This is a genomic window from Guptibacillus hwajinpoensis (assembly GCF_020524165.1).
Taxonomy (GTDB): domain Bacteria; phylum Bacillota; class Bacilli; order Bacillales; family Guptibacillaceae; genus Guptibacillus; species Guptibacillus hwajinpoensis_D.
Window position 1 is genome coordinate 389592 of record NZ_JAIVKU010000005.1, and the last position, 23014, is coordinate 412605.

Consider the following 23014-nt stretch of genomic DNA (forward strand, 5'->3'; position numbering starts at 1 on the left):
CCAGTTATTCTCCTCCGCCACCACAGCTGCCACCATCTCCGCCACCACAATCTGAACTATGGTGCCCTCCGCTATAATAGCTTGAATGGTCCGTTCCACCGCCAGATCGCCGATTCGGAGATTTTGAATGGGCTGATCCAAGAGCAATAAATAAGATTACTAGAAAAATGACTAAAAATGCTTCCATGTTCATGCCCCCTTTTTACCTTATACGTTTTTATCTCCCAGAAAGTTTCAACTATTCATACAATTACCAATTTCAAAAGGACAGTGCAGTTTACAAAAACCGTCTAAATCAGGCTAGTCCATGAAACCCGTTCCCTTTCATCACCTCAACCCCTTCCACCTATATCCATAAATATATTTATGCATAAACCCATATTTACTAATTTGTATTATACCTTTCCTCGTTCTACAATAAGACTCGTAAGACAACAACACATTCTTAGGAGGAATTCATTATGAGTAAACATATTCTAATGGTCGTCACTACGGCTGATAAAATGAACAATGAGCTAGATACAGGATTATGGCTTTCTGAATTCGGTGAAGCGTATGTCGAATTCGCAAAGAAAGGCTATGACATCACAGTCGCAAGTCCAAAAGGTGGAAAAGCGCCAGTTGATGATCGCAGCCTTGAAGGCGGAGATACGCCTCAGGAAATTTTGGATACGGCAAAACACCTTGAAGACACAGTGAAGTTGGATGATGTAAAAGACCTCACAATATTTGATGCGATCTTCATGCCTGGTGGTCACGGAACAATGTTCGACCTTCCTGATAACGTGAAGCTTCACGAAGTCGTGCGCGACATGTATGAAGCAGACAAACTCGTTGCAGCTGTCTGCCACGGACCAGCTGGACTTGTCGGCGTAACACTTTCTGATGGCACACCAATCGTAAAAGGCCAAACCGTTACGAGCTTCACTGATGAAGAAGAGCGCGCAACAACACTTGATCAGTACATGCCTTTCCTACTTGAAACACGTTTACGTGAACTTGGTGCAAACTTTGTTGGTGCCGATAACTGGTCAGATCACGTTCAAGTTTCCGGTAAGCTCGTTACCGGTCAAAACCCTCAATCAACCATCAGCGTTGCGAAAGAACTCATCGCTCAACTAGAAAAATAAGCAAAAGAATTGGAGCCTGCAAGTCCGTTTACCGGCTTGCAGGTTTTCACATGGAAAGGAGTAAGGCATGATCACCATTAATGCGATTTTAAAAGCAAAAGCAGGAAAGGAAAAAGAACTCTATCAAGAATTAACAAAAGTAATTGTGCCCTCTCAACAAGAAAACGGATGTGTGGCGTACACGCTTCATCGCTCACTAGAAGACGATTCCGTATTTGTTTTTTATGAAATGTGGGAAGACAAAGATGCCCTGGAAGCTCACATCACTTCCCCTCATTACCAGGCTTATCGCGATGCCACACAAGATCTGATAGAATCAAGAGAAGTATATAAGCTGGAGAAAGTTTAGGAAAATCGCTTTTCCTCATTAAAGGATGTTGAACAATGATTGATTTCGAATGGTACCGCAGTTTCATTAGCATTTATAAACATGGGTCCGTTTCCGCAGCTGCTAAAGCAAGGTTCCTCACTCAACCGGCGATGAGTCAGCATCTATCGGCTTTAGAAGCAGAAGTGGGAGAACCATTGTTTACCCGTGCCCCTAGAAAAATGCTTCCAACCGATAAAGGAAAAGAGCTATATACAAAGCTTGTTCCCCTTATCGAGAACTTAGAAAGTGCGACTCAGGAGATCAGACACACCGCTTTAAAGGATTCCTTATCTCCTGTTCTAAAAATCGGTAGCCCAATTGAGTATTTTACAGGTCGCTTACTCCAAAAGATTCAACATGTGAATGTACGGTTGATTACTCAGTTCGGCACGGCCTCAACGTTGGTAGAAGATCTCATTCAAGAAGAAGTCGACCTCATTTTCACACCAAAAAAGCAAACGATCACCGGCATTGAGTATGTGAAGCTTGAGGAAGAAACGTTTGTGTTAACCACTCAAAAAGGAACTGGACAACAAGCTTCCTCATTAGACGAAATCGAAAGATGGTTAAAGGAGCAGAGATGGTTAAGTTACGGTCTGGATCTCCCCATCATTCGGCGCTATTGGCGCGAGCATTTGAAAAAACGGCCAGATATCCAGGCGCATCATATTATCCCGAATTTGCAGTCGATCTTAAAAGCCATTGAGCTCGGCGTAGGAGTAAGCATTTTGCCTACCTATTTGATTGAACAATCCGTAAAGGAAGGAAAAACGGAAGTGCTCTTCCCTCATCTTTCGGTTGATAATACCCTATATGCGGCATTTCGGATCGACCAAAAAGGAGATCCGATGATAAAGGAAATCCTACAACACTGGTAAAAACGTCATCGCTCGGATGACGTTTTTTATTACGCTTAACTCTCCTTTAGGAAAAAAGTGTTGTTTTTAACAAACTCATTTAGGGAAAGAGAACTTTATCAAACTTGACCTGTAGGAGGAAATACAATGAATAACGAATCAAAAGCAAGCTATCACATTACGGATTTCAATGATTTTAATGAGATCTGTCTCGAAAACGGAGAACTCAATTTTCCGGAGTATGAAAAAATCATGCAGGACTATCTGTTAAGTCAACCAAGAGAAACGATGGTATTCCAAGAATGCTGGATTGAGGATAAAGAAGTGGAAATCGGCGAAGTAAGGACTGTTCAAGTGAACTTCCTAGATCATAAAACAGAGAACTACATTCGTCTATGGGGCGCGAAAAAAAATGATGATAACCAGGTGCTCAAAATGAAAGTAGACGCCATTGATATTGAAACAAAAGAAGTGGTTTACGAGCGGGAATTAGCCTAAAAAGTGAAATGAAACACTATTATAAGAGAGAACATATCAATCAGCGATGAGCAAGAATCATCGCTGTTTTTTTCCATTTATAAGAAAACAACCACTTATCTTTTTACGGATATGATTCCACTAATAACTATATCTCGAACACAAGAATTGTCGATATGATCCTCTCGCATTTTCCTTTTCCAAAGCGTTCACCCTAATTTACGTTTCCAAATGGTAGAGACTCCGAAACTTTTTTACAGCACAACCGTAGCACCTACTAGTAGAAGCGTTACTTATGAAATTAAAACGAATATCCGTATTATTCGGATTAACTCTTATTCTTGCTGTTCCCCCTAATGGATTCAGAACCGGAAGATCGTCACCTGTTAACCTTAACGTGTGAAAGATTTCTTTGTAGGGCGAATAAAAGAAGGAGGCTTATAAAATGGGGCTGTTCATTGCGATTTTAACGATCCTATCATCGGCTGGTTTTCTTTATTACATGGGGAGGTCAGATTATTCGTGGAAAATGGATGAGGAGGATGGCTCGGAGTAAACCTAGCAAAGTACAAAAGAGCATCTACATCCCTGGTTCTAAACGCCAATAATTGGATAAATGTGTTAAAATGACTTTACCTCATATGACACTAGAGAAGAGCTTAAAATTGAAGAAAAAAGAAATATAAAAATAAATGAAAACAATGATTGCTCCTTAAAAGAAACGAGGGATCTTATGTTTAAAGGAAATAGCTTTGTTCTTGTCTTATCCATTCTCATGCTCATCGCTCTCATCTTTCTATCTGAGACACCTACCATTGTTAAAGTGCTTCTATCATTACTAGCCATCGCCTTCTTATTTCCTGTTTTTCGAAAAAAAGTTCTTATTCATAAGATGAGAAAAGTCCGAGTCGCTTTGCTTACCTCGATCACATTTTCAATTGGGTTACTATTCTCTTCGCTTCCCATGATAGGCGTAGAAGCCTTCTCATTTATTACATTCATTTCTTTTACCGTTGTCTTCCTTTATAGCCTGCTCGGAAATCTAGTCATTGGACTCCCTGTTTCAATTTTAGCAGACTATCTTTCAGAGAAAACGAACCGTTTTCGTGTCGTCCTCTCTGCTTTCATTCATCTCGGATTCGGCTTCGCAACCTTCTTCATTGCCCAGGGCTTATTTCTTGGTGCAAGCATCTGCTCTGCCCTCTTCTTTATTTGGGATGAGGTAACAAGGAGAAAGGTGGAGAAGAAAGAACGTACGATTACTTCGTCGCTTTAGAGCAGTAGCCCCTCTATATAAACGTGCTGAACATACTATGCATTCACCCACCAAAGGTCCAGATAAAAAAGAAATAAATACATACTGACAGAAACAGTGCAGCCATAATGATTGAAATAATCGAGATGAATCGATGACCTTTTTTCTCTCTCATCCATCCAACAACCCCAAACACAATTCCGAACAAAGCGGTAAATGGAGCAAATCGAATAAAATTCACGATTGCTCCAAGACCCTTACTGTTAGAAACCATCCCCACAAAAAACACCACTTGCAAAAGACCTATACTTAGAATTGCCAGTGAGAGCTTTCCTGGTAAGGATTTCGGCATGCAAATGACTCCTTTCTTCCTAGTGAAAAGCACCATCTTCCCTAAAAATTCGATAGATTTTTTTATTTTTCGTAACAGATATAAGCGTTCCACCGTTAGCTACGACTAATTGATTTGAACGGATATTTTCGATACCCACTCCAATTTGAATAGGATGAATGCTCATTTCCAAACATTCCTGAAGAAGCAACCGTAAGAAAGTGTGACCATACCCTTTTCCTCGATAGGGTTTCCCTAGTGCATATCCAATGTGACCACTATTTTTAGACAGGTTTTCATTTAAAGCATGCCGGATTCTTCCGTAGCCTATTGGCTGGTCGCGTCTATATAACCAGAATGTCGTCTGCGGCACCATCCAATGGTCAAGTTCTCTTCCTTTCGAAAAATTCTCGTTCCTTTCCAACCAATATTTAAACTCTTGAAAGTTAAACGAAGAAACCTCGTTGCGAAACCCATTGTCATTACCGTCAATTTCCTGCAACAATTCATAGACTTCCATTCCGTCCGTTTTTGATAGTTTCTTCAAATATAGTTCCATTGCTTCTGTTCCGCCATTCTCTTTACTAAGATTTTTTTTGTAATCAACCAGTACTAAAAGCTCATTCTCCTAAATAAATCTTTCTCGTCCAGCGTTCAACAATCTCTTCAATTACACCTCTCGCTTCTGGACACTCATTCTTAATGAGCAACCGAAAATAACAGCTTTTTAAAAAACCAAGCACGTTTCTCTTCTTATGAAAGCTTTCCACACAATAACCTTTCTCTTTAAAAAGGGATTCCAGGCTTTGATTTAGTCCCTGTAGCCATTGGCTCAACCGCTTCTCCTCCATCCCCTTTTCTAAAAGCGCCTCCACCACAAACAAAAGACGTTCATCCTCATCATCAACATAAGTAGCCTCTTTAAAAAGACAAGCTTCTAACACTTCCAGACATTTCGCTAAGCTCTCCATACGAAATATCGGATGTTTCACGGCTTCAGTCAGTGCGTCAGCACCATGCGCAATACTGTGGGCCCACCCCTTTGCTTCAACAAATCCACGTGTATCTTTCTCCTCCCTTACATAACGAAAACAAGCTTTTATGGTGTTGTTTACTTGCTCGTCCTTTAGAAAACGCCTTTCCCGATCGTTTTCTAAAAGAAGGGCAATAGCAAGTACGGAGAAAGAACGTGTAAACACCGTGTCTGTTCCTTTTTCACCAATATGATAAAACAAATGCTTTTCATCGAGGCAAGTCGATAACAGCATGGTAAGCTGACTTTCTGATAAAAGATTAGCCATTACTAGCTTTCCAAAGGTTGTATAAATGAGTTCATCTCGTAAAATTGGATCTGTACTTCCAATGTGAGAAACCATTTCTTCTATTAAATCATCCAAATGAACAGAAGGATTGTTTAAGTTCAATTGTTCTAATTCCAGCTTTAAGTTCAATGAATCGCCACCCTTCCCGATTGAAAAGAAAAAACCGCGTCACTACGCAGCTTGTTCAACGTATGACAAGTTTGTTTATTTACGTTGCTTTTCCCTACCGGCAACATTTTGTGAACCCGTAAACGGATTGATCTCATACGTTAGGTCTTGTCCTTCTTTTTTTTCTTCCTTCGCCATTCGTTTTCCTAAAGACGCATAGTACCAGCCCATGCAACGAGAGACAACATACCACCAACGGTTTTGATCCAGAAAGCGGCATCTCCCACTTACCCTCATCCCCTGTCAAAATCTACTTCTCGTAAGGCTTCCGACAATCCTTCTAAAAAAATAGGGACAGCATCGTTTTTGACCACTACGTCATCCTGCTTTGTAAAAACCCTCTCACTTCCGATAAGTCCCCTGACTGAAAGACCGCATTTTTTGGATCATAAAGAACGCGCTCCTCTACTTTCTCATATTCCTCCTCAGGTACTCCTTTAAAAAAGTACTTCCAGCGCTTCGTTCTCAGCATTTTCTTTATTTCTTCATCAATTTTGTCCTGCTCCACCTTCATGACAACAAGAATAAAAGGCTTACTATTTATGTCGTTATTTAAAACATTTTGATCTAATTTAAGCGAAGTATCCTTTTTAAATGAAGATACATTTGAGAATTCTCCTAGTTCTTCTGTTAAAATCTTCATCTCTTCAAAAGTTAAAGAACCTTCTTTTATAACAGCAACACTGTATCTTCCTTTCTTCATTACCTGATTGTTAGGGAAAGCCTTCCGAACGAGGTCCTCGTTGTTTTTGAGGAATTGGTATTTATGGAAACTTCCGATCAAGGATATAGTAAAAAAAGACATCAAACCTAATAGAACGATAAGGAGATAAGCATTTTGTACTTGTAAAAAACTCATGGAATTCAAGAGCTGAGGCATAGCAATAATAATAGCTGCGGATAAGATAATTTCAAATCCACTTAAGTGCTGCCGATCTGCTCGCATAGCCTTATATTTACCTTTCTTCACGTAATAACGTGTGAAAAAATAGAAGAAAACGATAAGAAGAATGAAAAGAAACAATCCAATCCAAAAGGGAGAATTCCCTTTAGCACCTAAATTCACATAAATAAATTTTTCAATGCCTAGCCAATACAAATAGTTACTTACAATGGATAGACACCCTAGTAAAAGATTGTAGGAACCTGCTAGTTTATAGGGGGCCAGAACATAAGCTAGCATCCAAAAGGTAATGGCAATGGCAGGAAAAAGAGCAGCTAGAAAGAATGGTTGAGAGAATGGGCCGACCAAATAAGGAAAGAACCCCATGATATCTACAAAAAATAAAACCATAAAAAAGATTGAAATACGATTTTCCTTTGGAGTAGTCATTCTTAAATATGCTAAAGCTTCATTATCAGAAACGATAGATTTTGCCATCCGCCCTCCACCTTCCATTTAAAACCTGATTTTCTATAGTTTAACAGAATAAGGGGTCAGGCACGTGCCTGACCCCTTAACACTCTCAGCAATAAACCGGATTATTCGAATAATGACTAACCCAGCGCCCCGTGCGCTCCATTTGTTTTTGTAGTCTCCCTTTCGAAACCGGCACGATTAACTCAAAGCCATCTTGAAACAAAATCTTTGTCGTATTTTTCGTTATCGCATACGTATCCCTCACATGCTGGTAAAATACCCAGCAGCAATCGATGCTCTCAGGTGACTCTGTTGGAAAAACCGAAATTCCATTCCACGTAGAAATGATGATTGGCGTTTGCTGTTCATACTTTAAATGATAGATCACCGCTTTTCTTCGACCTTCATACGTAACGCCAGCCTCAAGGCACGCCTGGCGAATTAAGTCTACTGGTGTCGTCTTCGATAAATAAGTACCCGTTCGGTCATAAATCCTAGAACTATAATCCATTTCCTTCGCCACCACAATCGCACGAGTCATTTTACTTATTTCATAGTCGTTCATAATCATCATTTCATTATTAACCATGACCGCTTTCCCTTCCATCCCGCTTCCGGGTATGAGATTCATTCGTGTTCTCCATTTCGGTTCCCCTGCGCTCGATTACAAGGTATACTAAGGATATTGTTGGTTTGCACGCCAACAACTGCCCCAGAATGCGTCCACCACGACGAAACATTCTGGGGCTTTTATGTATGCAATTCACTTTCTTCATCACCACCTCTCGTTAACACAGCCTCAAATATCTTCTAAATATTTCCACCCTTAATCTTGATTATAATGAATGTTCCGAAATATTCAAATACTTTTTTTAGTAGATAAGACCCATTAGTGCCTGTCACCACCCGCTTTATGTAACTTCCTGTCGAATCAACTACTCCCTCCATATCCACTTGTTTAGCATTGTCTTTTATGGGTATAAAAGGAAAATACAATAAAATAGAATGTGAGGTTAGGAGAATGAAAAAACACCTACTGATCCTACTAGCCTGCGGTTTATTAGCAGCATGTAGCAGCAATCAAAATGCCAGCCATAACGTCGGCACAGAAGCTGCTAGCTCAGAAAATACTACTATTGCTAGCAACACAAACACCAATAAAGAAAAGCCAAATGAAACGAAGAAAGACAGTGTAGAAGAGCAGCCTGTCAACGCTAGCGAAACACCCGAAACCAACTCGGAAATCCCTACCACTGATTCAACCTCCCAGGATAACAACCTAACAGATACGGAAAAAGAACTTCTTAGAATTCCTACTGTCTCGATTGAAACACCTTATGGTGAAGATGGAAATATCAAGTATGAGCACACTCAAAAGGAAATTGTCGATGAATACATGGATGAGGATGGACGCATTTACTTCGCGTTAGATGAGAAACCAATTCGAACCATTGTAAGTGGGGAGAATGAAAACATGCGTAACATCACGAATTATGGTGATGCGTTTATCGGAATCGTCGAAGAGGAAGCTTACGAGCTTACGGATCAGAATCAGATTAATGAAGCCTACCAGTTAATTCTGAGCGCTACTCCGGCACAACTACAGGGACAAGAATTAAGTTACCGTTCTTACGAAGAAGCAACGAATTTAGAAAGAGGCATTACAAAGATAACGTATCTTATCGCTCCAACGCTCAATGATCTCGATTATATCGTCCAAAATCAGGCCTATGATCATGGTGCCCTTCCGATCCTTTTAGAGGAATTAGAAAGTCTGGGTTCACCAACGCTTCTCCCTCCAGCACCTCAGACAGCAATGGACCTTCAACTTTTTGAAAACATGCAAGCTGTTCAAGGAATGTGGGGACAACTCGGTCAGTTCGAAAACCCGAAAACAAATCGAGCAGAATTTGAACAGCTCTACTTTCAAGTACGCAAAGAAACACTCAATCTAATGGCACGCGTGAATTATACACTCAGTGAGGAAATATAACCGAAACACAAAACAGACCTACTCTCACATGAGAATAGGTCTGTTTTTTATGAGTAACGATTAAAAGAATAGTAAACTAATACCAATCGCAAACAGCACGACGCCCGAAATGGAATAAAACATGCCAGAACGCTGCTGACCTTTGATCCGGTTTGAAATACCAGCAAGTAGATTAATTACGCCAAATCCCATAATGCCGTATAGTAGTAAATTCTCCTCTTCAGGAGTAATCAGATACATAACTGGAAGTAACAATATTAACGCAGATAGGATAAACTGCACAATGCTCAATGAAAACAATAGTTTAGATTCAGATTCTGTGCTCATCATTTTTCCTTCTTTCCTTTTCTAGGTGAACTGATTCATGACTTCTATCCTAATTATAACAGCGCCACTCTCGTTTTTGTTATGGCAAAAGTATGAACATTCGTTTAAAAAAGGGTTACCGCGCTCATCTACTCCGTTCCCGGTTAGAGACTATTATAATCATTTAACGTTTAATAGAATGAAACCTTTCTAGTGGAAAACTCGTAGATTCTATTAGATTAAGAAATTCCTCATTCAATCACATTACCATTTTTTCAATAATATGGTTAAAATCAATAAAAAGCCGGGTATAGGTATAAATACCCCGTACGTCAGTCTCACGAACAGGTAGAACAACCTATTTACCAGACCTCTTCCATTTGGTACCATATACTACTGCTTGAGTATGATTTTCATTATAAATATCACAAAGGGGATAGCGCAAATGTCCTATTTATCCTATTTGCAATCAGAAATAGCTGAAAAGCGAGCTCAGCTCGTCCGCCTTCAATCTAGCTTAGTGAAACTAGATGGCTTACAAAGTGAATTCATTCAAAATAAACAGCTTGTTGATCAACCCGAGCTAACGCCTACTACTTGGGCTGGCGAATTAGCAAACTCATTCCAAAATATTCGCGAAGATATGAAGGCGTCTTATCAGGATCTATCCATTAACCAAGTCAATTCTGCACTCAATACAATAGAAAATAAAGCAGATCACCTACGTCGTGAAATCCAGACGCTTGAATTTAATATAACTCAGGAAATCCATCGGTTAGAAGAGGAAGCGAGAGAAAGGAGAAATGTGAAGTGAGTAACGAAATGCACGTAAAGTTTAGTGAAGTTGAACAATCAATCAGCCAAATCGAAAAAAGCCTGAGCTCTTTTAACGCAGTGCTACCAAAGAACACCGGAGAAGGAAATACGCTGGATGTCGTAAATCGATTAAATGAGATAAATTATATGCTAACGGAAGTCGGAAACGCCTATAAAGAAATTCTTACCTTGAACAACCAGACCGTACGAGAATCGGTACAGCAATTGGAGTATGCGGACAAACAGCTCTCGTCTTCAATTCAAATACGTTAGGAACGCTATAATAACGCTTCACCAAGGAGTAGAGCAGATATGTGCTGCTCTTACTTCGAAATATAGCGAGGAGAATATTTCCCTATCTATACTTGCTTCTTCTCTCTTAGCTCATCGAAGGATTTCTTCGTTGGGCTTTTTAATTGGAGTTTACCGGAATAAAAAGAAAGAATATTCAAACAAAATCACGCACTTTCCACTCACCTTATATTATAATGGTAATACCAGTAACTACTCTGGTATTACCAGAACTGAGGTGATTTCTTATAATGGTAGAACGCTCCTCCGAAAAAATCACAAAACAGCTGATTCGTTCTATTTTAGAAAAAGAATGGCGCACAAATGACCCGCTTCCCCCTGAACGAGAACTCGCTACTCACTATCAAGTCGGCAGACCTACTATTCGTGAAGCACTACAGCGCCTGGAGAGAGACGGGTGGATTACGATTCGTAAAGGAGCACCAGCGATTGTAAATGATTATTGGAAGCATGGTAATCTCATGACCATCGTGAATATTCTTCAGCACCACGAGGACATTCCCGATGAATTCATTGTTTACATGCTTGAGCTTCGGATTACGTTAACACCCGCTTACGTCCGAGATGCGCTTCTTCATCACAGACTTCAAATGATTGCACTTTTTATCCCACTCCAAGACCTAACAGACGATCCGAAATCATATGCTGAGTTTGATTGGAAGCTACAGAAACGCATTGCCGAGCTCTCCCCGAATCCGGTCTTTCTTCTCATCTTGAATAGTTTCGAGGACATCTATGGCAAAATGGCTGAGAAATACTTTCTAGAACCCTCTCATCGGAAAGCATCAAAGACGTACTATGAACAGTTCCTCGAAGCAACGTTAAATGGAGATCTCAACCATGCTGAAACGCTAACGAAACAGATGATGGTGACTAGTTTAGAACTTTGGAAAATGAAAATAAACGGGGGCGTGTAGTGTGAAAGAATTGTATCGTGACTTCTTCTTTCATCTGGATATCTTACTCATGTTTGGTGTGTTTCTTATCGTTCTTGGCTTTTTACTGACGATGACGCTATCTCCCTTTGTCCTACTCTTTATTCTCATCGGAATTGTAACTTACATGTTTAGTGAATACCTTACCCACCGCTTTTTATTTCACATTAAAACACCTAAGAACCCTTATCTTCTGAAGCTCATTAAACGGTTGCATTATGACCATCATAAAGTGCCAAATGATTTAAAGCTTTTATTCCTGCCGATTTGGTATAGTTTTCCGAATCTGTTTCTACTATGTCTAATTTTCTACTGGCTTTCCGGATCACTTCTTTTCACACTTGCTTTTAGTACAGGGCTTCTTGCCATGTTCTTCTTGTATGAATGGAAGCACTATATCGCTCATCGTCCTTTTAAACCGAAAACAAGGTTTGGGCAGTGGCTTAAAAAAACGCATATTCTGCATCATTATAAGAATGAAAACTATTGGTACGGGGTCTCCACGCCTTTCGTCGATGCACTATTTGGCACGTTAAAAAAGGAAAAGGATGTGGAGATGAGTCAAACCGCCAAGGATTTGGAACAGCGGAAATATAAATCCACATAAGTTCAAAAAAGCTGACCTCAAGTCAGCTTTTTTTATGGAGCTATCGCTGTCGCAACGTCTGACCGCACGTATGTATGTCATGCGTGATCTGCTGGAGAATCTGCTCTCCCTCAAGATTACCTGCCGATGTTTGCTGAAGCTTCCGTTGGCACTCTCTCGCAACTTGCTCCGCTCGAATTAATTCCTGCTCAAACCGTTGAGCTAACGCAATTTCTCCTCGCTGCCTTGCATCTAGCAACTGGTGACGAATCGTTTCAATATCTCCACACGCCTGATGGGCTTCGCGTAATACTTGCTGGCTTATCTCGTTCAAGTGATCAACTCCTGACTTCAACCGGTTTTCCTTTATTATTGATTAAAATAGGAGAATTATGTAAAAAAGACAAATGTCCACGAGGGGGGTCAGGTACGTACCTGACCCCCCTCGTGCTTCGCTAAGGACTAGCTGAAGCAACCGATTTATTCCAATCTCTTTCCTTCGAGGATGACCAGGGGAAAAGCTCACAGTACGAAGCCTTTCTTCAGCAAAAAGAAAATATGGGGCTAATCATGTTCATCGTTGGCTTTCTAGGTCTTACGTTCCTGATTACATCTGGCTGCATTCTCTATTTCAAACAGATGAATGAAGGCGAAGAAGAACGTCCGAATTATACCGTTCTTAGAAAGCTTGGTTTCACCCAAACAGATCTTTCACGTGGCATTCGTGGCAAGCAGATAGTGAACTTCGGCGTCCCACTTGTTGTCGGACTACTGCACGGTTACTTTGCCGTTCGATCCGGTTGGTTTTTCTTCGGAACCGAATTGTATACACCAACGCTGATTGTGATGGGAATCTATACGTTGCTCTACTCCATCTTCGGCGCCTTATCCGTCGTCTACTACAAAAAAGTCATTCGAGAAGCGCTATAAAGAAAAAGCGGGGGGTGCCTGTCACCGCCCGCTTTATGTTAGATTTTGTCGAAATAAAAAAGCCATTTCCACTTCTCTTATACCTTCACCTTACTATGTAACCAAAGTCCCTCTGCCTCTTCTGACGATAACTTGAAGCGCTGTACAAAGAAATCTTGAAGTCGTCCCTTCTCCCCACCGTCGACCCACTCTCGATAGTAGCCGATCAGCTTCTGTACTTCCCCTTTACAATACTCATCGATTAATCTTGCAACAGTTCTCGTGCTTCTCCAGTAATCATAAAACGCTGCCGAATAGGCAAAATTGTCTCCACCTCGATACCCTGCTTCACCAAAGGCATCTAACGAGTACTCTCCGTACTCTTCTTTATAAGCCTCAATCAACAGTCGCTCTACCTCCATCACTCTCTCAAAACGCTCCTCTGACATTAAGAGCTTGCGCGGTAAATAAAAGCAAATCCCTTCTTCAAACCACATGTCACTCGCATGCTCTTCTTCCCAATCTTCAAACTCTGAGTGAAAGAAGTCTGCATGATGTGTTAATTCATGAGCAGCAATTTCAGCTACATCGACTATCTCAAGATTCCGATAATAATCCTCCGCTTCTTTCACGCCATTCGTCGTAGTTAAGTAAATGTCTTTCCACGTTTCTAATAGTGGCGTGAGATGAATCAAATCTCTCGACGTATAAGCTGGCAGCGGAATCGTCGAATACAGCTTTGTCGCTGATTCTAAATCATGAAAGATCATACCTCTTGGCTGCTCTTCAATCGATGTAATGTTGTTCAAAGACACCTGATATGATTCAAGGACCGCTAAAAGCTCCAGCCCACTTCGTTCAATTTCTTCCGTTTTCTTCGTGTCGGTCACCGAAACGGCATATTTCATGTAGAATCCCCCTTCTACCCTTCTACTTCGATTTAATTAAATGAGGATCCTTTCTCTTACCCCCTATTAAGCAGAAAGAAGAAACATGATGCTCAGCCTGAACTATTCTTATGATTTGTAGGTACTTGACTAAGAGCAATGCCTATCACAATAATCGCTATAAAACCTTTGATTAAGCGGTTATATGACCCATCCTCTTGATAATCCGCCACACCCATCCACAAAATCACAACTGTGGCTACGATGAATAGAACGATCAATCCAATCTTTTTAGCCATCACTGCACCACCCATGGAAAGTTATACCATTAATGATTACCCGATCGCCTCTCGATGAAACCTAATAGCGAGTGCCTGTCACCACCCGGTTTATGTCACATTGTGTCGTCAGTTTGGGCGTCTAATGCGTATATCTCTCATCCAATAAGCCATGCTAATCGATAGAGGTGATTCTAATGAAATTAAACAAGAAAAAATATCAAAATCAGCCAACTGCCACGAAAAAATCCTATGTGAATGAAGTTGACCTTGGTATTGATCAGAATGAACAAGCGATGAATAATGATGACGGCATGCTTGAAACAAAAGAAGAAAATCATCAGCGTAAGGACCAAAAACAATAAAACCTTACAAAGGTATCTTTTACACAATTACTTAAGAACACCACCGAATTGCGGAATAACAGACACTCGATCATCAAAAACGATACAAAAAAGGCGTGTCATCTCTGACACGCCTTTCCCATTTTTACTAGATGCTTAGATAACACTTTTTTTCTCATTTATCTACCTAGCCAACCACCATCGACTGCCACAAGATGGCCATGAACATAATTAGAAGCAGATGAAGATAAATAAACAGCTGTTCCCTTGAAATCATCAGGGTTACCCCAACGATCCGCTGGAATACGGTCAAGAATTTGTGCGTTCCGCTCATCGTCCTCAAGTATGGCTGTGTTCATATCTGTCGCAATATATCCTGGTACGATCGCATTCACATTGACATGATGCTTTGCCCATTCATTTGATAATGCTTTTGTTAATTGGGCAACTCCGCCTTTGGCAGCAGCATATGCTGGAACGTTAATGCCACCCTGGTAGGAAAGTAACGAAGCAACATTAATGATTTTCCCCTCACCTTTTGGAACCATATGTCGGCCGGCTTCCTGGCATAACAGCCAAACAGTTTTTAAGTTAATATCAAGAACATCGTCCCAATCCGATTCAGGAAAATCAACAGAAGGCGATCTTCGCTGTATGCCTGCATTATTCACCAGAATATCGATCGTTCCGAATCGAGAAACAACATTCGGGATAGCCGCCTTCACTTGGTCTGTCTGTTCTAAATCACATGGGATAATCACACAGGTTCTTCCCAAGCGCTCAATTTCTTCTTTTACATTGGTTTGTTCTATATTCCGCTGAAGCAAGGCAATATCTGCTCCTGCCTCTGCTAAAGCGAGGGCCATCGATTTCCCAATCCCTCTTGTAGCTCCTGAAATCGCCGCCACCTTGCCAGTTAAGTCAAATAAGTTCATACCCATTATTCTACACTCCTTATGGATTTATTTTAATAGTGAGGTAACGCATTAAATGAATAGGGGACAGGTACGTACCTGTCCCCCTATCCTTTTTATCCTTCGCTCAAAAATAATTCCACTTCACTCAACGCTTCCGCAGCATCTTCCCCTACACATTCCACCGTGATTTCGTCTCCGTTATGTAAACGAAGATTGATTAAGCCCAGAAAGCTCTTTAAGTTGGCTTCAATTAAACTTCCATTCACATTTTTCTTAAGGATGATTTCAGCTTTGTATTGCTGAATGATCTCGCTCAATTCTATGATTGTTTGAGATTCTGTCATGTATACAGGAATCTTCTTCTCTACTTTATTATCCATGTTCCTTCATCCTTTCGTTTATGATGTCAGCAAAACAAGCAACATCTTCTTCAATTCCATTGGCCATCCGATCGAACGACTCACTCCATCATTGTGCTACATGTACATCATTAAGAGAATCGGTATTGTAATCACACTCAACAACGTCGTCATTAGCGTAATACTCGAGACAAGCTCTGGCTTCGAATCAAACTGCACAGCGTAAATGGTTGTCGTGGCAGCGGAAGGCATGGCGGCAGAGATTATTAATACACTTGCCATTAAATCACTCATTGGTAAAACGAGCGTCAACCCAAACGCAATGGCTGGTGAGGCAATCAATCGAAGGATTGAAGCATAAGAAATTTTTGACCAGTCCATATTGTTCATTGAAATCCCTGCAAGCTGCATACCAAGTACAACCATCACCATTGGAATGGAGGCATTGGCAAGTAGTTCTACGCTCGACATGAGATTTCCAGGCATTTTAATTGAACCAAGGTTCATTATCAGGGCCACAATCACTGCATAGGTCGGAGGCATCTTTAACACGGATACAATCGCCATCCTGAGCCCTGACTTTCCTCTAGCAGCATAATAAACCCCAAAGAAATTCATGATGATCGCTTGCAGAACGAGAAACGATACGGAATAAACGAATCCAGCTTCACCGAAAGCAAATAGAATGATGGGAGCTCCGTAGTTGCCAGAATTCATAAATGCCGTTGATAAGATTAAGCCGCTTTCCATCGAGGGATCATACCCTTTTATTCTCGCTACGATTTTATTAATGACGAGAATACTCACAAGAAGAAGGATGGAAAACACGAGCATCATCACATACTCACCGTTTAAATCAGCGTTATAGAATGTCTTAAACACTAGACACGGTAGCATGATATAGAGAGCTACTGTTGATACTGATTTCAAGTCTAGCTTAGCTAATTTTTGGAGTAAGAAACCTGCTCCAAACACAAGGAGAACAGGCAATACAACCTGAATAAATACCGTCATGGCCGTTTACCACTCGGCAACGCTACCATCTGAGTGTCTCCAGACAGGATTGCGCCAGCGATGACCAACCTGAGCCATCTCAATGACTTTCTCTTCATTAATTTCAATGCCTAGACCAGGTCCAGTCAGCATCGAAACCATACCATTCTCATAAGAAAAAACAGACGAATCTGTTATGTAATCCAAAAGGTCACTTCCTTGATTGTAATGGATGCCAAGGCTTTGCTCCTGAATAAAGGCATTGTGACAAGTGGCATCGACTTGCAAGCACGCAGCTAAGGCAATCGGGCCAAGCGGACAGTGTGGTGCCAACCCTACATCATAAGCCTCAGCCATCGTTGCGATCTTCTTGCACTCTGTAATCCCGCCAGCGTGAGATAAATCCGGCTGAATAATGTCAACATACCCATCAGCAAATACCTTCTTGAAATCCCAGCGTGAATACATACGCTCTCCTGTCGCAATCGGAATCGACGTATGAGAAGCAATTTCCTTCAGTGCTTCATTATTTTCTGGTAAAACAGGTTCCTCGATAAACATCGGGCGATACACTTCAAGCTCCTTCGCAAGGATCTTCGCCATCGGCTTATGGACACGACCATGAAAATCAATACCGATTCCAAAATCCTTGCCAACAGCTTTTCGTACCGCATCCACTCGTTCAAGCGTTTCATCAATTTTTTGATAAGAATCGATGTACTGCAGTTCTTCCGTACCATTCATCTTGATCGCACGGAAACCTTTCTCAGCTGCCTCCTGCGCTGCACGCCCGACATCGGATGGACGATCTCCACCAATCCAGGAGTACACATCAATCGCATCACGACACTTTCCACCCATTAACTCTGAAATCGGCGCATTGTAATATTTGCCCTTTATGTCCCAAAGCGCCTGATCAATTCCAGCGATCGCGCTCATGTGAATCGGCCCACCACGATAGAAACCAGAACGATACATCACATTCCAATGGTCTTCAATTGGGAGCGGGTCTTTCCCGATAAGATAGTCTTTAAGCTCGTGGACAGCAGCTTCAACTGTTGCCGCGCGTCCCTCAATGACGGGTTCTCCCCATCCGACAATACCTTCGTCGGTTGTGATCTTTAGAAACAACCATCTTGGCGGCACAACAAATGTTTCAATCGTCTTGATTTTCATGCGTCACTCTCCGTTCTTGCGTTTTTTACTGCTTCTGAAAATTGTTCAGCAAGTGTTGTAATGCTTGCAAAATCCTGACTGTCAATAAATGTTTGTTTCACTAACGAGCCACCAACCCCAGCGGCTACTGCCCCATTTGCAATATAGGTTCCTATATTTTCAACAGTCACTCCGCCCGTCGGAATCATCGAGATGTGTCCAAGCGGACCTTGTAGATCTTTAATATAGGAAGGGCCGAAAGCTGAAGCAGGAAAGACCTTAACAATATCAGCACCCGCTTGATATGCTTCAACCATTTCACTTGGCGTTAACACACCAGGCATCGATATCACACCATATCGTTTTGCCATTTCAATAAGACTCTTGCTATAGATTGGAGAGAAAATGAAATCTGCACCTGCTTGAATAGCAGTTTTGGCGGTTTCCGCATCAAGAACTGTCCCAGCCCCAACAAGAGCTGTTGTCCCTAGACGTTTTTTCACCTCTCCAATTAAATGATACGACTGCTCACTATCCACCGTAATTTCCAGTGTCGTTACCCCACCCTTAACGAGGGCCTCAGCCAGAGGCACAACATCTTCCGGACGCTGTCGCCTAATCACCGCGACCACTCCAGAAGAGTGAATCTGCATGAGCTTCTTTGCTTTTTCCAATTTCCCCGCCACCTTTCCTACCGTTCAACGTCAGCATGACGTTTTCCCGAATCCATAAATTGTTCCAGTTGCTTCCTAGTTGGAAGACCTTCCACATCACCGTTCATTTGAACGACAAACGATCCAACCGCATTTCCTCGCTCCACGGCTTCTGGAATCGTACATCCTTCTACTAAACTACTAATCACACCTGCAGCAAAGCCATCACCAGCTCCAACAGGATCCACAACGTGCTTTACCGGATAGCCTGAGACTTCCCCTGATTCATGCTTGGAAGAATAGTAAGCGCCTTCTGCTCCTAACTTCATGATGACCGTTTGATCATCCCTTGTTAATAACGCATTTGCCGCCTTCTCGTAGTCACGTTCACCCGTTAGAAAGGATGCCTCATCAACTCCTGGCAGAAGATAGTCTGATAGAGAGGCAATCTCGAGGAGAACGTTACGAGCTTCCTCGTGATCTTTCCAAAGCTTAAAGCGGATATTTGGATCGAACACAACCGTTAACCCATTTGCCCTCGCGAGACGGATCGCATGTAGAACCGCTTCTTTACACGACTCACTTAAAGCCGGAGTAATGCCGGTCACATGCAAAAATCGTGCGGACGCCAGGTAAGCTTCGTTCAAATCAGATTTGCTTAATCGACTTGCCGCTGAATCTTTCCGATAATAATACACATTCACATTCTCTGCAGATACCTTTTCTTTAAAAAAGACTGAGGTAGGCGCTTCATGTGTGAAGATCACCTCACTCGTTTCCACTCCTTCGCCACGAATGAACTTATGAATATAACGACCAAATGGGTCCTCTCCCAGCTTGCTTATCCAACCTGCTTGAACGCCTAAACGGGACAAGGCAATTGCGACATTAGATTCCGCTCCTGCGATTTGTTTCACCACGTGATGAGCATATTCAAGCGAGAGCTGATCGGGAGTGCTAAATAAAACCATTGTTTCACCTAACGTCACAACATCGAGTGACTTCATGACGATCCCTACTCTCTTCATTAAATTTTAACTTCTTTATGTAACAAAAACCCCTTGCGCAGAAGCAAGGGATCTATGAAACTTGGAGACCGTTGCCTCCCTATTTTCCAAAACTGATCAGCCAGAGTGACAATTCCGGAATAAATGTAATCATTAAGAGCGAGAAAACCATTGCAAAGAAATATGGAATAATCGCCTTAGATAACTGTTCAATCGATAAACCGGAAATACCTGAACCAACGAAGAGATTTACTCCAAGAGGAGGTGTAATAAATCCAATCGCTAAGTTAACGACCATAATGATACCGAAGTGAATCGGATCAAACCCAATATTAACGGCAATTGGTAAAAGAATCGGCGTTAGAATAATAATCGCTGCCAGCGTATCCATGAAACAACCTACTAATAGAAGGAGAACCGTAATTAATAGAATGATAACGATTTCGCTATCAGAGATTGAGAGTAAGAAGTTCGCAACTTGCGTTGGAATTTGCTCAATCGTTAGCAAACGTCCGAAAGCTGTTGCTGATCCTACAATAATTAACACAGTCGCTGTTGTTAAAGAAGCATCTGCTAATAGCTTCGGCAAATCTTTCAACGCCAATTCGCGGTAGAGGAACAGTCCAGCAATAATCCCGTAGACGACAGCGATAACTGCTGCTTCTGTCGGTGTGAAAATACCACCGTAAATGCCACCAAGAATGATCACTGGAATAACAAGCGCCCATTTTGCTTCCCAAAACGTTTTCCAAATGTTTGCAAGCGTCGTCTTTTGATCAGATCCACGGTAATTGTTTTTCTTTGAATACATGTAGGCCCAAACCATAAGAGAAAGCCCCACTAAAAGCCCTGGAATGATTCCCGCGATAAACATATCCCCAATAGAAGCGCCACCAACGACACCATAGATAACCATTGGAATACTTGGTGGAATGATAACGCCAATCGAACCTGCTGCTGCAACAGTAGCTGTCGCAAACTTTTTATCATACCCTTGCTTCACCATTGCTGGAATCATAATCCCACCGATCGCAGCAACTGTTGCTGGACCTGATCCAGAGATAGCGGCGAAGAACATACACGTGACGATGGTCGCCATCGCAAAGCCACCTGTTTTGTTTCCAACAAGCGCATTCGCAAAGTTAAAGAGTCTTTCAGAAATGCCGCCTTTCCCCATAATTTCACCAGCTAGGATGAAAAACGGAACAGCCATTAATGGAAACGAATCAACAGAAGTAACCAGTTCCTTCATTAGAAAAGGGATCGGGATCGCTCCTGTATACAAAATAGTTGCGAGTGTCGAAAGGCCAAGCGCAATTCCAATTGGTACACTTAAAAACAGGAGAAGTGCAAATGAACCAAATAGTATCAATGTTGTCATGACTCATCGTCCCCTTCCTGTTTCATAATACGATCACGTTCGTCCTCGACATTAACTTCCTGTTTCCCTGTCAGCATCTTGAACTGACCATAAAGGTTTTGCAATAGTCGAATCGCTGATAACCCAAAACCAATCGGTGTTGCCATATATACAGCCCCCATAGGGATATGTAACGCTGGCGACTTCTGACCGAAGCTTAGCAATTGGCTCGCGATGTCGTATCCATAAAAAATGACATAAAGACAAAAAACAAAGAATAATAAGTTCGCAATCATTGCAACAATTAATTTACCTTTTTCCTTTAAGAGGAGAAGCATGACTTCAACTTTAATATGCCGCTGCTTCTTTACCCCGTAGCTAATGCCTATGTACACTAACCAGATGAAACTGTATCGCCCGAGCTCTTCTGACCATGATAGGGAGTTTCCTGTCACCCGCATCACAACTTGCAGGAAAATAACACTCACCATCAACGTTGAAAAGACTACGAGCAGGAATTCTTCCAGTCTACGATCTATCGCTCGAATGATCTTCATACCTTCACCTCAACTGATTCTAGTATTATTGAATAAATAAGATAGAAAGAGTATACGCTGCACATTATTTCCACAGCGTATACCCCCTCACGATTGGATTATTTTTGTGCGTCTTCAATCGCTTTGTAGACTTTATCAACCGTTTCTTCACCAATTTGGCTCTTATACTCATCAATTACTGGAGCAACCGCTTTCACCATTTCTTCTCTTGCTTCAGGAGTGATTTCTGTATATTCCATGCCTTCATCTTGAAGAGATTGAAGATATTTTTCATTCGCTTCACGGTTCAATTTACGCTCATATTTCCCAGCTTCAACAGCAGCGTCTTTTACAATTTTCTGCTGATCTTCTGATAAACCATCATAGAACGATTTGCTCATCAAGAAGACAAATGGGCTATAGATGTGATGCGTGTTTGAAACATAGTCTTGAACTTCATAGAACTTTTGAAGATAGATTGTTGCGTAAGGGTTCTCTTGGCCGTCCACTGTACCCTGCTGCAATGCAGTGAAAAGCTCTGTAAATGCCATTGGCGTCGGGTTTGCTCCTAGTGCTTTAAAGGCATCAAGGTGAAGGTCATTTTCCATTGTACGGATTTTAAGACCGTTAAAATCATCCATTGTTGCTACAGGATGTTCACTGTTCGTTAGATCACGGAAACCGTTCTCCCAATACGATAGACCAACAAGGTTCTGGCTTTCTAGCTTTTTAAGTAGATCTTGTCCAACATCACTATCAAGAACGGTATCTGCCACTTCTTCATTCGGGAAGAGGAACGGAATATCGAATACGCTAAATTCCGGAACAAAGTTTGCAAGTGGTGCTGTTGATGGAATCGTAACTTCTTGTGTACCAAGTTGAAGTGCTTCCGTCATCGAACGGTCATCGCCTAGTTGACCACTATGGTAAGTTTCAACTTTAATCGCACCGTCAGTTTTTTCTTCAACGATTTCTTTAAATTTTAACAGCCCTTTATATTGAGGGTGATCTTCATTTAGTCCAATACCTGCTTTAATCACTTTCGCATCGCCACTACCTGAAGCGCTTTCATCTCCACCATTACTACTAGCTTTTTCATTACTATTACCACAAGCTGCAAGCATCGCGATTAATAGAATAGTAGATAGTACCATTGCTAATTTTTTCAAAATACTCATTCCCCTTTATGTAGTTTATTTTTGTTAACCCCTCGGTCGCCAATTTCAAGGTAGACCATTTTCACTAGACCCCAGTGTCATTTAAATTCATAAAAATACAGTAACCGCTTTCACATGACCTGTAAAAAAACAGCAATTTCAACCTTTTGCTGGAACAGGTTCCCTTTTCATTCCCCCTTATTTGGAATATCGTAATGAAATAATTATTCTGTAAATTTGA

At 41.4% G+C, this 23014-nt stretch carries 30 protein-coding genes and 1 pseudogene; 12 read left to right on the forward strand and 19 right to left on the reverse strand.

The genetic code is table 11. The features are described 5' to 3' along the window. Positions 1–4: 4 nt before the first annotated feature. Positions 5–187 carry a hypothetical protein gene (locus LC090_RS15015; RefSeq protein ID WP_226658840.1) on the reverse strand — a complete coding sequence of 61 codons (183 nt, stop codon included), beginning with the start codon at positions 185–187 and terminating at the stop codon, positions 5–7. 274 nt (positions 188–461) lie between these two features. On the opposite strand from LC090_RS15015, the gene LC090_RS15020 reads away from it, so the two are divergent. The 5 genes from LC090_RS15020 (at position 462) to LC090_RS15040 (ending at position 4110) form a co-directional block, all read left to right on the forward strand. Next, on the forward strand, positions 462–1130 hold the full coding sequence (locus LC090_RS15020) for a type 1 glutamine amidotransferase domain-containing protein (protein WP_226658841.1): 669 nt from the start codon (positions 462–464) through the stop codon (positions 1128–1130). Positions 1131–1197: 67 nt separating this feature from the next. Then, positions 1198–1479: a putative quinol monooxygenase gene (locus tag LC090_RS15025; protein WP_226658842.1), complete on the forward strand. Its 282-nt coding sequence runs from the start codon at positions 1198–1200 to the stop codon at positions 1477–1479. Between the two features lie 35 nt (positions 1480–1514). Further along, complete coding sequence (locus LC090_RS15030) at positions 1515–2378, forward strand: LysR family transcriptional regulator (RefSeq protein ID WP_226658843.1); 864 nt, start codon at positions 1515–1517, stop codon at positions 2376–2378. A gap of 126 nt (positions 2379–2504) precedes the next feature. Then, positions 2505–2855, forward strand: coding sequence for a hypothetical protein (locus LC090_RS15035; protein ID WP_226658844.1), 351 nt, complete (start codon positions 2505–2507; stop codon positions 2853–2855). 712 nt (positions 2856–3567) lie between these two features. Then, complete coding sequence (locus tag LC090_RS15040; protein WP_226658845.1) at positions 3568–4110, forward strand: hypothetical protein; 543 nt, start codon at positions 3568–3570, stop codon at positions 4108–4110. A 43-nt stretch (positions 4111–4153) separates the two neighbouring features. Here LC090_RS15040 and LC090_RS15045 read toward each other — a convergent pair whose 3' ends face one another. From LC090_RS15045 to LC090_RS15065, 5 genes are all read right to left on the reverse strand, one after another. Next, on the reverse strand, positions 4154–4441 hold the full coding sequence (locus LC090_RS15045; protein WP_226658846.1) for a hypothetical protein: 288 nt from the start codon (positions 4439–4441) through the stop codon (positions 4154–4156). A gap of 19 nt (positions 4442–4460) precedes the next feature. Beyond that, the gene (locus LC090_RS15050) at positions 4461–4979 is read right to left on the reverse strand and encodes a GNAT family N-acetyltransferase (RefSeq protein WP_226658847.1); all 519 of its coding nucleotides are present in this window, start codon (positions 4977–4979) and stop codon (positions 4461–4463) included. Positions 4980–5040: 61 nt separating this feature from the next. Then, entirely contained in the window at positions 5041–5871 is an 831-nt protein-coding gene (locus tag LC090_RS15055; protein WP_226658848.1) for a DUF2785 domain-containing protein, read from the reverse strand. 352 nt (positions 5872–6223) lie between these two features. Next, positions 6224–7291: a hypothetical protein gene (locus LC090_RS15060; protein ID WP_226658849.1), complete on the reverse strand. Its 1068-nt coding sequence runs from the start codon at positions 7289–7291 to the stop codon at positions 6224–6226. 85 nt (positions 7292–7376) lie between these two features. Beyond that, positions 7377–7901 carry a competence protein ComK gene (locus LC090_RS15065; protein WP_226658850.1) on the reverse strand — a complete coding sequence of 175 codons (525 nt, stop codon included), beginning with the start codon at positions 7899–7901 and terminating at the stop codon, positions 7377–7379. A 390-nt stretch (positions 7902–8291) separates the two neighbouring features. Between LC090_RS15065 and LC090_RS15070 the strand changes: the two genes are divergently transcribed. Beyond that, the gene (locus LC090_RS15070) at positions 8292–9263 is read left to right on the forward strand and encodes a hypothetical protein (protein WP_226658851.1); all 972 of its coding nucleotides are present in this window, start codon (positions 8292–8294) and stop codon (positions 9261–9263) included. Between the two features lie 60 nt (positions 9264–9323). On the opposite strand, the gene LC090_RS15075 is transcribed toward LC090_RS15070, so the two are convergent. After that, positions 9324–9593: a hypothetical protein gene (locus LC090_RS15075; RefSeq protein ID WP_226658852.1), complete on the reverse strand. Its 270-nt coding sequence runs from the start codon at positions 9591–9593 to the stop codon at positions 9324–9326. Positions 9594–10014: 421 nt separating this feature from the next. Here LC090_RS15075 and LC090_RS15080 point away from each other — a divergent pair, with 421 nt between their 5' ends. From LC090_RS15080 to LC090_RS15095, 4 genes are all read left to right on the forward strand, one after another. Then, positions 10015–10383, forward strand: a complete 369-nt coding sequence (locus LC090_RS15080) for a YwqH-like family protein (protein ID WP_226658853.1) — start codon at positions 10015–10017, stop codon at positions 10381–10383. After that, the gene (locus tag LC090_RS15085; RefSeq protein WP_226658854.1) at positions 10380–10658 is read left to right on the forward strand and encodes a DUF5344 family protein; all 279 of its coding nucleotides are present in this window, start codon (positions 10380–10382) and stop codon (positions 10656–10658) included. Before LC090_RS15080 ends, LC090_RS15085 begins: the two co-directional genes overlap by 4 nt. Positions 10659–10927: 269 nt before the next feature. Then, on the forward strand, positions 10928–11614 hold the full coding sequence (locus LC090_RS15090; RefSeq protein WP_226658855.1) for a GntR family transcriptional regulator: 687 nt from the start codon (positions 10928–10930) through the stop codon (positions 11612–11614). A gap of 1 nt (position 11615) precedes the next feature. Further along, positions 11616–12239 (forward strand): sterol desaturase family protein, encoded by a 624-nt coding sequence (locus LC090_RS15095; protein ID WP_226658856.1) that lies wholly within the window; start codon positions 11616–11618, stop codon positions 12237–12239. A gap of 40 nt (positions 12240–12279) precedes the next feature. Here LC090_RS15095 and LC090_RS15100 read toward each other — a convergent pair whose 3' ends face one another. Further along, on the reverse strand, positions 12280–12552 hold the full coding sequence (locus LC090_RS15100; RefSeq protein ID WP_226658857.1) for a hypothetical protein: 273 nt from the start codon (positions 12550–12552) through the stop codon (positions 12280–12282). Positions 12553–12686: 134 nt separating this feature from the next. On the opposite strand from LC090_RS15100, the pseudogene LC090_RS15105 reads away from it, so the two are divergent. Continuing rightward, positions 12687–13148, forward strand: a pseudogene (locus LC090_RS15105) (FtsX-like permease family protein); the annotation flags it as partial. Positions 13149–13225: 77 nt separating this feature from the next. Here LC090_RS15105 and LC090_RS15110 read toward each other — a convergent pair. Continuing rightward, a complete protein-coding gene (locus tag LC090_RS15110; RefSeq protein ID WP_226658858.1) occupies positions 13226–14035 on the reverse strand; it encodes a hypothetical protein in 810 nt (269 codons plus the stop codon). A gap of 92 nt (positions 14036–14127) precedes the next feature. Further along, positions 14128–14313, reverse strand: a complete 186-nt coding sequence (locus LC090_RS15115; RefSeq protein WP_226658859.1) for a hypothetical protein — start codon at positions 14311–14313, stop codon at positions 14128–14130. A 176-nt stretch (positions 14314–14489) separates the two neighbouring features. Between LC090_RS15115 and LC090_RS15120 the strand changes: the two genes are divergently transcribed. Beyond that, the gene (locus LC090_RS15120) at positions 14490–14657 is read left to right on the forward strand and encodes a hypothetical protein (protein ID WP_226658860.1); all 168 of its coding nucleotides are present in this window, start codon (positions 14490–14492) and stop codon (positions 14655–14657) included. Positions 14658–14815: 158 nt separating this feature from the next. Here LC090_RS15120 and LC090_RS15125 read toward each other — a convergent pair whose 3' ends face one another. The 9 genes from LC090_RS15125 to LC090_RS15165 form a co-directional block, all read right to left on the reverse strand. Beyond that, positions 14816–15577: an SDR family oxidoreductase gene (locus tag LC090_RS15125; RefSeq protein ID WP_226658861.1), complete on the reverse strand. Its 762-nt coding sequence runs from the start codon at positions 15575–15577 to the stop codon at positions 14816–14818. Positions 15578–15666: 89 nt separating this feature from the next. Beyond that, entirely contained in the window at positions 15667–15933 is a 267-nt protein-coding gene (locus LC090_RS15130) for an HPr family phosphocarrier protein (protein ID WP_226658862.1), read from the reverse strand. Positions 15934–16029: 96 nt separating this feature from the next. Further along, on the reverse strand, positions 16030–16926 hold the full coding sequence (locus LC090_RS15135) for an AEC family transporter (protein ID WP_226658863.1): 897 nt from the start codon (positions 16924–16926) through the stop codon (positions 16030–16032). A gap of 6 nt (positions 16927–16932) precedes the next feature. Further along, entirely contained in the window at positions 16933–18081 is a 1149-nt protein-coding gene (gene dgoD / locus LC090_RS15140) for a galactonate dehydratase (protein WP_226658864.1), read from the reverse strand. Beyond that, positions 18078–18734, reverse strand: a complete 657-nt coding sequence (locus LC090_RS15145) for a bifunctional 4-hydroxy-2-oxoglutarate aldolase/2-dehydro-3-deoxy-phosphogluconate aldolase (protein ID WP_226658865.1) — start codon at positions 18732–18734, stop codon at positions 18078–18080. Before LC090_RS15145 ends, dgoD begins: the two co-directional genes overlap by 4 nt. A 17-nt stretch (positions 18735–18751) precedes the next feature. After that, positions 18752–19720: a sugar kinase gene (locus tag LC090_RS15150; protein ID WP_226659381.1), complete on the reverse strand. Its 969-nt coding sequence runs from the start codon at positions 19718–19720 to the stop codon at positions 18752–18754. A gap of 100 nt (positions 19721–19820) precedes the next feature. Beyond that, the gene (locus tag LC090_RS15155) at positions 19821–21101 is read right to left on the reverse strand and encodes a TRAP transporter large permease (protein WP_226658866.1); all 1281 of its coding nucleotides are present in this window, start codon (positions 21099–21101) and stop codon (positions 19821–19823) included. Continuing rightward, entirely contained in the window at positions 21098–21637 is a 540-nt protein-coding gene (locus LC090_RS15160; protein WP_226658867.1) for a TRAP transporter small permease, read from the reverse strand. The genes LC090_RS15155 and LC090_RS15160 overlap by 4 nt, the downstream gene beginning before the upstream one ends. A 98-nt stretch (positions 21638–21735) precedes the next feature. Next, complete coding sequence (locus tag LC090_RS15165; protein WP_369522757.1) at positions 21736–22785, reverse strand: TRAP transporter substrate-binding protein; 1050 nt, start codon at positions 22783–22785, stop codon at positions 21736–21738. Between the last annotated feature and the right edge of the window lie 229 nt (positions 22786–23014).